The following is a 9,590-nucleotide window of genomic DNA, read 5'->3' as shown; positions in this document are numbered from 1 at the left end:
ATTGTAACTTCTTGAATACTATAATGAAATTTCTTGACCATGAGAAAGACTGCAAAAGCTATAAAAATCTGACGCCTGGCTCCTGCCATAAACGTTAGAAAATAGAACAGCCAGTACTTGCTGCGCAGAATCATCCTCTTGTGCTGAGGGGGGAGGTTGCGCCTGGTAGGGTTCTGGCCCAGCGCCCACAAACCAGTGAGCCCAATGAGGGTTCCAATCAAGGCATAGATCTCACTGTAAGTAAACCAGGAAGATAGAACAAATATTACGAATCCTACTGCTATGTTGGAGGCTGCTGCATAGCTTCGCAGTTTGCCGAAAACCCACGGGGCTGTGTCTTCTTCAAAGTACTGGAGTGTCAGCGACTGATTGGTCGTTTCAAAATAATGGAAGCCAAAGCTCATAATCAGCGTGGTAATGGTCAGACCGGCAAAAGTGGGAAACAATCCTGTGATTCCCACTCCCAGTCCCAGACAGAGAACAGAAAGAGCCGACAACCTGTGTTCTTTCATCAGGAGCATAAGATAAATGGCCAGCAGTGCCAGAAAGCCGGGCAGCTCACGTACTGACTGGATAATGCCTATCTGGTTGCCTTCCAGATGGGCAACTTCTACAGCAAAATTGTTGAAGAGAGTGCGCCATGCCTGCAGGCCCACGGTGGAGCTGATGGTGAGCAACAGTAAGAAGCGGTACATTGGACTCTGGCGAACTTGGCGCATCAACTCATCCGGTTCGAATTTTGTCTTTCGGAGCAATTTCCATACAGCCGCAGACAACCGAGATGGTCACCCTACGCCAACTTTGAGCTGAAATCAATGGAGATTTGCATGCTGGCCCCGCGGAGATCATGCCAGGCAGCTAAACAGAGGCATTCGTGCTGCTTTTTAATTGACGAGTTCTTTGTCATGGGTATATCGTAAAAATAGCATCGACGATTCGTCCATTCATGAGGAGCTGCAGCGGGCAACTGGCAACACCTGTTGTGGAGATTGCAGGTGCCTAGCAGGTTATCATTGGAGTATTTTCTTGAGTTGCCTAGTTTTTTGCCCTGGTTGGCATTGGGCAAGGGGAAAGGGAGGAAAAGCATGGCAACCAGTACTTACAAGGTCATCGAACTGGTGGGAACAAGTGATGTTTCCTGGGAGGATGCGGCAAAGAGTGCTGTAGAAACCGCAAATAAGAGCCTACGGGACCTGAGAATTGCCGAGGTCAAACAACTTGACATGAAGGTTGAAAACGGCAAGGTGGTGTCTTACCGGGCGAGGTTAAATCTGTCTTTCAAGTATGCATTGGAGGATTAATCTCAAGAGATTGAGCACTGAAAGGATATTGACGTATCAGTTGCTTGTGCCGCCAAAATATTGTTGAGCAACAGGGCCAAAGGAGGTGAAACTTGCCATGGAAGCGCCAGTTCATCTCAGATCTCATGGCAGAAATTATTTGACTGCCAGCAAGTTTCGTCAAAAGGTGGAACTGCTGCTGGCTAGGGCGGATGTTCATATAGGAGGCGGGCGCCCCTGGGATTTGCAGGTCCACCATGAAGAGTTTTATCAGAGGGTGCTTGCGGACGGTTCTCTGGGACTTGGAGAGTCCTACATGGATGGCTGGTGGAATTGCCAGCGACTGGATGAATTCTTCTACAAGATTCTTCGCGCAGGGTTGGAGGAGCAGGCCAGAGACAAGGTGTGGTTCCTGGATGTCTTGAAGGCGAAAGTCTACAATTATCAGAAGCCTTCCAGGGCTTTCAAGATCGGCCGGCACCACTATGACATGGGCAACAGGCTCTACCAGTGCATGCTGGACGACTATATGGTGTATAGCTGTGGTTACTGGGACAATGCCTCGAGTCTTGCAGAAGCCCAGCTGGCGAAATTGGACCTGGTTTGCCGTAAGTTGAAGTTGCAGCCAGGCATGCGCCTACTCGACATCGGCTGTGGCTGGGGCGGTACTGCCAAATTTGCCGCTGAAAACTATGGCGTCGAGGTCGTGGGCATCACTGTTTCAGAGGAACAGGTCAGGTATGCCCGGGAGTTTTGCCGCGGCCTCCCCGTGGATATACGGCTGCAAGATTACCGGACCATACAGGGTACTTTTGACCGTATTCTTTCCATAGGCATGTTCGAACACGTGGGACTGAAGAACTACGCTAACTATATGCGGCTCGTGAGAGCCCATTTGCGTGAGGACGGGCTTTTCCTGCTGCAGACCATAGGACGCAACCGTTCCGGTAGCACCTGTGATCGGTGGATAAGTGAATACATATTTCCCAATTCCATGCTGCCGTCGGCGACACAGATCTGTGCCGCCCTGGAAGGTTTGTTCGTCATAGAAGATTGGCAGAGCTTTGGCGCTGACTACGACAAGACCCTCATGGCCTGGTTTCAAAACTTCGACGACAACTGGCATTTGCTCGAGCAGGAATATGATGAGAGATTTTACCGCATGTGGAAATACTATCTCCTCTCTTGTGCTGGCTCCTTTCGAGCAAGGCAGAATCAACTGTGGCAGCTAGTGCTCTCACCTAGAGGTATCGTGGGCGGCTACCGGGCTCCTCGCTGATCTTCGCCAGGCTGCTCCTGCCTGCCGGGCCTGACGCTGCCTTGCCAGAATGCAGATGGGCAGCTCGGGGGTCTCGGGCTTTAGGCACTGGTCAACCTTGTGAAAGCTTCTCGAGTTCCTTTTTCAAGGAGGAGAGCTCTTCTTCAAGTTCTTCGATCTCTTGGATCTGGTGCGGTCGCACGGAATGGGCCGGGAGTGCCGCCTGGCGATCTTGCAGCAGGGCTTCTACTCTGGCGATTTCCTGCAAGAGTCGTTCTCTTCGGGCAGAGCTCTTTTCATCTGTTGGCTTCATTGTACTATTGCTCCTCCTGACAACTTCATTCTTTCAGTAGATCGAGGCCCCATTTTTTCAGGCAGGCTACGCCACCCTGGAGATTGGCTGTGTCCCGAATGCCCTCCTGGTCCAACATTACCTGTGCCTCGTAGGAACGCACTCCTGTGTTGCAAATGAGCACAAGTTTCTTGTCCCTGGGCACCTCAGCAAGCCTTTTCTTTAATTCGTCCTGGGGGATGCTCTGCCAATATTGCGGATATTTCTTGACAAATGGTTCTGCATTCCCCCATCCCCTGCAGTCCAGGAATACAGCCTTGCCGTTGCTTCTTGACTGCCAGAGCTGCGCAAATTCATCAACTTCTAGCACTCTGTTCTTGCCTGCCAGAATATTTTCTGCAGTGTTACCAAGGGCGTTGAGGATATCCATAGCTGCAGAGAAGGGTGGCGAATAGGCAATTTCCAGGTTGCTTATGTCAGCAGTGGTTGGCTGGTATCTCAATATGGCTGCCACTGCATTGATTCTGCCTACTGTGCCGTCACCCTTGTTCCCCAGACCCTGAATACCCAGAACCCGACCGCTGTGCTTCTCCACCACCAACTCCAGAAACATCAAATCCTTTTCAGGATAAAAGTGGGCGCGGTCAAACTGACACACCAGGGCGCTTGCTGCGTCGAATCCTTCTTTTCGAGCAGCTGCCAGGGTCAAACCTGCCGCTGCCACTGACATATCAAAAATTTTGACCACAAAGCTGCCAACTGCTCCTGGAAACTCTGCTACGCCACCGGCCAGATTTGTACCGATAACGCGCCCTTGCCGGTTCGCCATCGATCCCAGGGGATAATAGCCAGGCTTGCCAGTAATCAGGTTGATCACTTCCACGCAGTCGCCCCCAGCATAGATATCAGGATCAGATGTTTGCATTCTGCTGTTTACTACTATGGCGCCCCTGGGGGAGATCTCCAGGCCGGCATCTCTTGCCAGCTCTGAATTTGGCTCTGCCCCTACTGCAATAATGACAAGGTCACAGTCGATGACCCGTTTGTCAGTAATTGCCCTCTGCACCTTGCCTCTGCCTTCCAGGGCGGTCACCCTTTCTTGAAGATGGAAGGAAACTTCGTTTTCTTCCATGTGTTTTTGCACCATGCGCGCCATATTGCTGCTGATCAATCCAGGTAGGATCTGCTCGGTAATCTCTATGACGGTTGTATCGATGCCCCACATGTCCGTCAGGGCTTCCGCCATTTCCAAACCAATGAAACCACCACCGATTACCAGGGCCTTCTCCACCTGCCCGCTCGCTATTCTTTCTTTGATGGCAATGGCAGCATTCATATTGGCAATAGTAAAGACCCCATCGAGGTCGCTGCCAGGAATGGGGAGACGTTTTGGTATGCTGCCGGTAGCGATGACAAGTTTGTCATAGGGAAGCGTGGTTTTTTCTCCAGAGTCGACTCTTTCGAGCAGCACCCTCTTTTCCTGTCTGTTTATTGATAATGCCCTGGTCTGTGTCATAACCTCTATTTCTTTGGCTTCCTTGAAAAACTTCTCGTCGCGAAGCATGTGAAAGCTCGTTGATTGAAGCTCGCTGGCATCAGGCACATCTCCAGAAATATAATAGGGGATGCCGCAGCCTCCATACGAAATGAGACTTTCCTGATCCACCATAACCACCTGAGACTCGGGCTCCAACCTTTTGAAGCGGCAGCCCGCCTTGGGGCCAAGAGCAACGGCGCCGATGATCACCACTTTGCGTGACATTCGTCTTCCTCCTGAGTCGGTGTTTGCCCTCTTATAAGATAGAGGCGACTTTGTTGCAAGCTCTCGATATGGTTTGCTTCCAGCCTTACTCTTTACAAAGATAACTTGCAGCAAGATCTAGGAATTCCCGGCTCATGCTCCCGAAAGGGCTTACTGACAGGAGGGAAGGGGGCAACTTAAGAGGACAGCACGAGCTGGGGGCAGTGGTACAGATCTTGCTCTACCCTGGGCAGCAACTGGTATGGAACAGCAAGAGGTGGATGGCAGGGCCCGCGGTCAAGGATACGGTGCTTCTGCTTTCAGCAAAGGGGAAAGAGAGCCCTGCCACATGAGCAAGAGGAAAGATTGAAGGTGCACACTTTGATGCATAGTTGAGACCTTTAAGGTCAAAAACTGTAGTTGTTGGTACAAAAAAGGTCACTTTCATCTCTTGCGTGCATCAGCCGCATCACTGTCGGCTGTTGCGGTTTGCTTGGTAGAAAGCGCCTGGAGCTGCTAGCAAGGTCCAGGCTTGCATCACTGCAGGAGAGGATGTCCTATGTCACTTACAGAACTTCTTGTCATTTGGCCCGGGTCGCCATTGTTGTCAGTACTGACCTGGATAGTTGTGGCTGTGCTGTTGCTCTATCTTGCCCGTACTCCGGCACACAGAGCCATCCAGTCACTGAGTCGAGCCGTCCACAGCGGCATGAGGTTGGCTTCACACTCTGTGCTGCTCGCTGAACAACGACTCGTGCAAAGGAACAAAGAAGTGCTGCTTGCCGCTGGCAGAGAGGCGGTGGAACGTTCACTGGAGCGAGAATTCCATCGTGTCAACGCCGTGGTCAGACGCGACTTCAGTGGTTATCCAGCCTTGCACAGGAGTTTGGCGGAACAAATTGCTCGGATCGAAGAAGATTACCTGGAAAGCGTCGAACTGCCCCCCCCATCCCCAGAGTGGGTGGAGGCGGTGGAGGCAGTGGCGAAACTGCCTGGTGACAGCCGCGGGACTGTTGACAACATCCTGCGAGAAATTCACAAGAGTGCAACTTCTCAGTACAAAGGGGCCATGGAGGAGTACCGCCAGGCTGTGGGCAATCGTCATGCCATACTGAAGAAGATGATGCCCTGCTGGCGGAAGGTATCGCAAACGCTGGACGAGGTTGGCAAAACCATTACCGGCTTGCATGATCGCGCCAGAATAATAGACAAGAAGATGGACGAGTACGAGGAGATTCTAGCCAAGACAGACAAGGCTGAACAGATGCTCACCGCATCATCCACCACGCAATTCCTCATATCGGTGGTGGTAATGCTCATTGCCATAGGCGGTGCAGTCATCAACTTTAATCTCATTGCTCTGCCCATGTCGGAGATGGTTGGCGGCGGCAGTTACATAGGCAATTTCAAGACCGCCAATGTGGCTGCCCTGGTCATTATTCTGGTGGAAATTGCCATGGGTCTGTTCTTGATGGAGGCCCTTGGCATTACCAACCTGTTCCCTCTTATCAGAAGTATGAATGATAAGATGAGAGTGCGCATGATCTGGGTCACCTTTGCCATTTTGCTTATAATGGCAAGCATAGAATCAGCGCTGGCATTCATGCGGGATCAGATTGCCGCGGATATTCATGCCCTGCGACAGTCCCTGGCAGATGTGGAAGCCGTAGGCATGGGGGTAAACAGGTGGATTCCCATGGTGGGTCAGATGGTAATGGGCTTCATCCTTCCCTTCGCCCTCACTTTTGTGGCAATTCCACTGGAGACTTTTGTGCAGTCATCGAGGACGGTAGTGGGAAATGTCCTGGCAGCAGTTTTGCGCTGGTTCGCCTTTGTCCTCCGTCTTCTTGGCAATATAGCACGTTATTCCGGCGAGCTCTTTGCGCAGTTATACGACCTGCTCATTTTCCCACCCCTGTGGGTGGAGCAGTTAATTTTTAACCGCAGGCATCATCCTGATATCATCGTTGAGAAGGAGGCCTAGCAATGAAAAAATTGCTTACTCTGCTCTTGACGCCCTGTATTGCCTTGGTTCTGAGTGGCTGCCCGGACACTACCAGCCACTCCGTGGGAGTATATATGCTGCTGGACAGTTCTGGCACCTACAAGCAAGAACTCAACAAGGCACAGGCAATAGTGAGTTACCTTCTCGGCACTTTGCAGCCGGGTGACAGTTTTGCCGTTGCCCGGATTGACAGCGGCAGCTTCAGCGAGAAAGATATCCTTGCCAAGATGACCTTTGATCGGCGGCCATCTGTGGCAAACCAACAAAAGAGGCTGTTCAAAGAAAAGGTGGAGAAATTCATTGGCTCCACCAGGAGCAGCGCCTACACGGATATCACTGGCGGAGTACTCCAGGCGGTCGAATACCTCGACGAGACCGGCGCTGGAAGGAAGTACATCTTGATATTTTCTGACCTGAAGGAAGAGTTGGTCAAGGGACAGGTGCGGGATTTTCCTATTCAGCTAGACGGCTGCAATGTAGTTGCCCTCAACGTCACCAAACTGCGAAGCGATAACATTGATCCACGAGAGTATTTTGCTCGTGTCGAAGCCTGGAGGAAACGAGTTGAGAAGGGCGGCGGCCACTGGAGACTGGTAAATGATCTCGAGCGTCTGGAATCGATCCTGGGGACTTAGTGCTTCGGTTCATAAGTCCGATGACGAACTCATTTACTGGAGACCGGGTGCTGAGGGAGCAATTGCTTCGAGGTGAATCATCAAAATAGACCACTGTATTTGTGAAGCGAAGCACCTGGGAGCAGGGGCGAATCTATCTTTCTGCGAAAGGCAAAACAGTCATTCGCCAGACGGCAGATTCGCCCCCTTTCTGAGCAGATCATTGCCAAACTAGCTCAACTCTGAAGGCATGTCATAATCTTTACAATAGGCTGATCGGCAGCAAAAATATGGATTGTGCAGGTCTTTTTTATTGTATCTCAAGGGAGTCTGCTCCGTCATTGACAGAACAGTGCCGCCACTTAATTCAACCACACACTGACCAGCAGCTGTATCCCACTCCATTGTGGGGCCAAATCTCGGGTAGACATCAGCGCTACCTTCTGCAATCAGGCCAAATTTGAGAGCGCTTCCCGCCGGGACAAATTCTACTTCATGATAATTTTTTCTTGCTTGCTCCACAAAACGCGCCAGCTTCTCGCCTCCGTGTGAACGGCTGCCTACTACCCTCAAGCTTGTCAAGGAATTCCTATTGTCAGGCCGCACCAGGGGAAGTGTTTGGGCCTGGGGCAAGATTTCTGCCAGGACCTTTGCATGGTCTTGCCGACTATCTGCAGCATTTGCCAGTTGTACCAGGGTCTGCTCATCGTGGCATCTAAAGGCACCGAGGCGATCTACTGCAAAATAGAGAAGATCACGTGCTGGGACGAACACTACCCCCAGTATAGGCCTCCCCTTGTGGATGAGCGCTATATTTACTGTAAATTCTCCTCGTCTCTTGATGAACTCCTTGGTGCCGTCCAGAGGATCCACCAGCCAGAAATAATCCCACTTTCTCCTGGACTCATAAGAGATATGTTTCCCCTCTTCGCTCAGGATAGGAAGGTTTGGTGCGGCCGAGTTCGATAGAAACTCCTCGATAATGCTGTGAGCCTTTGTGTCTGCCAAAGTTATAGGGGATTGATCTTCCTTGTAATCAACCGTATAGTCCTGTTGATATATAGTGAGGATGGCCGCCCCTGCCTTGGTGGCTGCCTGCAAAGACAGCGACAGGCAGTGCTTTAGAAATTCGGTGGTCATTTGTAGCAATTCTCCTTTCAACACAGTTGTAGACGGACACAGGAGCAACCAATCCTAATAAATAGCCCTGTTTCGTGCAAGCCATTATTTTTCTCTGCATGTTTCCAGTTTTCGAAGCCTGCAATGGCAGTACTTTCGCAGCTCATGTCTGCAGTGTATACTAGTTGTGCACAATAAAATACCCAGGCGCTGAAGACTGCGGAGGTGAAAGAAAGCATGGCCATAGAAAAATTCATTGGTATTGGTACAGACCGCACAACAGATGTCTTCGAAGAGGTGCTGGATCTCTTGGAAGAGCAGCGGCCTACTGTCATTGCACTCGATGAGAACCCGATAGACTTCAGCACTCTTATCCATATGAGATCTTCAGCCGAACTGACAAACAGCGAGTTCTTGCTGCAGCAAAGATACTGGTTATTGAAAAGAGAGCTGGGCGTAGGGAATGCTGCTGGAATACTCTACTCGCTGGAGCATGACAGACTGCCGATCTATTTTGTGGACGGCTCCTTTCGAGAGCCGCTCTCAGAAACCGGTGAAGAGATCGGCATCTATCCGTATTTCACCAGCATAGAATTTTCTTCTTCTGTTGATATGATGAAAGTTCAATTCAAACTGAAGAAACAGAGAATACCATTGTACGCCGGCTGGGAGTTTGACTACGATCTGATTCACGCATATCAAACAGATACAAAATTTGCAGACATGGATAGAGCCATCTGGCAGAGAAATGCCTTCAGCGCCAGGGTCTTGAATAGGGTGCTCAATCGCTATGATAAAGGAGTGCTTGCTTTCATTGGCAACAGGAAACGCTTCCGATATGAGCTGTACAAGAAGACCGATGGAGTAAGCGAACTGGAGTTGAGCAGTTTCAGACCTCTGGCAGAGCTCATAGATGCGGCACAGAAGCTGTTTTTCGACTGCGTCGATCACCATACCTGGAAAGAGGATAGGGGTAGAAAGAAATTATCACATGAGTAGATGCAAATCGCTTGACTCATTGCTTGAGATAAATTATATTAACATCGTTATTTAGATATTATTATGATATCTAAATGGAGGAATCATATTGAAATCTATAAGTATCAGAAATGTCCCGGATGAGGTGTATTCAGCCTTAAAGGCCCTGGCAAAGGCCAATCGCCGCAGTCTGCAAGAACAGATTAAATATCTCCTGGAAAAAGAAGTTGAGCTTATTAGAGGATCTCCTACAGCGAGGGCTGCAGGGTGGAGAAAGCGATTGGGGGGTCGGAAGTTCACAGA

8 protein-coding genes and 1 pseudogene (1 of these 9 running past the window's edge) are annotated in these 9,590 nt (G+C 50.4%); 5 read left to right on the top strand and 4 right to left on the bottom strand.

Annotated elements, in window-relative coordinates; all coding sequences use genetic code 11:
- Positions 1-719 (bottom strand): annotated as a pseudogene (locus JRI89_11940) (MFS transporter) (it extends 415 nt beyond the left edge of the window).
- Positions 720-1,085: 366 nt separating this feature from the next.
- On the opposite strand from JRI89_11940, the gene JRI89_11935 reads away from it, so the two are divergent.
- Both JRI89_11935 and cfa read left to right on the top strand, forming a co-directional pair.
- A complete protein-coding gene (locus JRI89_11935; protein ID MBW2071949.1) occupies positions 1,086-1,301 on the top strand; it encodes a dodecin domain-containing protein in 216 nt (71 codons plus the stop codon).
- A 97-nt stretch (positions 1,302-1,398) separates the two neighbouring features.
- Positions 1,399-2,559 carry a cyclopropane fatty acyl phospholipid synthase gene (gene cfa, locus JRI89_11930; GenBank protein ID MBW2071948.1) on the top strand — a complete coding sequence of 387 codons (1,161 nt, stop codon included), beginning with the start codon at positions 1,399-1,401 and terminating at the stop codon, positions 2,557-2,559.
- 91 nt (positions 2,560-2,650) lie between these two features.
- Here the strand turns inward: cfa and JRI89_11925 are convergent, their stop codons facing one another.
- A complete protein-coding gene (locus JRI89_11925; GenBank protein ID MBW2071947.1) occupies positions 2,651-2,851 on the bottom strand; it encodes a histidine kinase in 201 nt (66 codons plus the stop codon).
- A gap of 25 nt (positions 2,852-2,876) precedes the next feature.
- Positions 2,877-4,592, bottom strand: coding sequence for an FAD-dependent oxidoreductase (locus JRI89_11920; GenBank protein MBW2071946.1), 1,716 nt, complete (start codon positions 4,590-4,592; stop codon positions 2,877-2,879).
- Positions 4,593-5,130: 538 nt separating this feature from the next.
- On the opposite strand from JRI89_11920, the gene JRI89_11915 reads away from it, so the two are divergent.
- Both JRI89_11915 and JRI89_11910 read left to right on the top strand, forming a co-directional pair.
- Entirely contained in the window at positions 5,131-6,555 is a 1,425-nt protein-coding gene (locus JRI89_11915) for a hypothetical protein (protein ID MBW2071945.1), read from the top strand.
- A 2-nt stretch (positions 6,556-6,557) separates the two neighbouring features.
- Complete coding sequence (locus JRI89_11910) at positions 6,558-7,211, top strand: VWA domain-containing protein (protein MBW2071944.1); 654 nt, start codon at positions 6,558-6,560, stop codon at positions 7,209-7,211.
- 210 nt (positions 7,212-7,421) lie between these two features.
- On the opposite strand, the gene JRI89_11905 is transcribed toward JRI89_11910, so the two are convergent.
- Positions 7,422-8,330 (bottom strand): 3'(2'),5'-bisphosphate nucleotidase CysQ, encoded by a 909-nt coding sequence (locus JRI89_11905; protein ID MBW2071943.1) that lies wholly within the window; start codon positions 8,328-8,330, stop codon positions 7,422-7,424.
- 216 nt (positions 8,331-8,546) lie between these two features.
- Between JRI89_11905 and JRI89_11900 the strand changes: the two genes are divergently transcribed.
- On the top strand, positions 8,547-9,308 hold the full coding sequence (locus JRI89_11900; GenBank protein ID MBW2071942.1) for a hypothetical protein: 762 nt from the start codon (positions 8,547-8,549) through the stop codon (positions 9,306-9,308).
- Positions 9,309-9,590: the final 282 nt, after the last annotated feature.

The organism is Deltaproteobacteria bacterium (genome assembly GCA_019309045.1).
Taxonomy (GTDB): domain Bacteria; phylum Desulfobacterota; class Syntrophobacteria; order BM002; family BM002; genus JAFDGZ01.
This window is presented reverse-complemented; position numbering and strand designations above follow the sequence as displayed.

Coding starts and splice junctions, on each gene's coding strand:
- JRI89_11910 (MBW2071944.1), top strand. CDS start 6,558: ATGAAAAAATTGCTTACTCTGCTCTTGACGCCCTGTATTGCCTTGGTT.
- JRI89_11925 (MBW2071947.1), bottom strand. CDS start 2,851: ATGAAGCCAACAGATGAAAAGAGCTCTGCCCGAAGAGAACGACTCTTG.
- JRI89_11935 (MBW2071949.1), top strand. CDS start 1,086: ATGGCAACCAGTACTTACAAGGTCATCGAACTGGTGGGAACAAGTGAT.
- JRI89_11900 (MBW2071942.1), top strand. CDS start 8,547: ATGGCCATAGAAAAATTCATTGGTATTGGTACAGACCGCACAACAGAT.
- cfa (MBW2071948.1), top strand. CDS start 1,399: ATGGAAGCGCCAGTTCATCTCAGATCTCATGGCAGAAATTATTTGACT.
- JRI89_11905 (MBW2071943.1), bottom strand. CDS start 8,330: ATGACCACCGAATTTCTAAAGCACTGCCTGTCGCTGTCTTTGCAGGCA.
- JRI89_11920 (MBW2071946.1), bottom strand. CDS start 4,592: ATGTCACGCAAAGTGGTGATCATCGGCGCCGTTGCTCTTGGCCCCAAG.
- JRI89_11915 (MBW2071945.1), top strand. CDS start 5,131: ATGTCACTTACAGAACTTCTTGTCATTTGGCCCGGGTCGCCATTGTTG.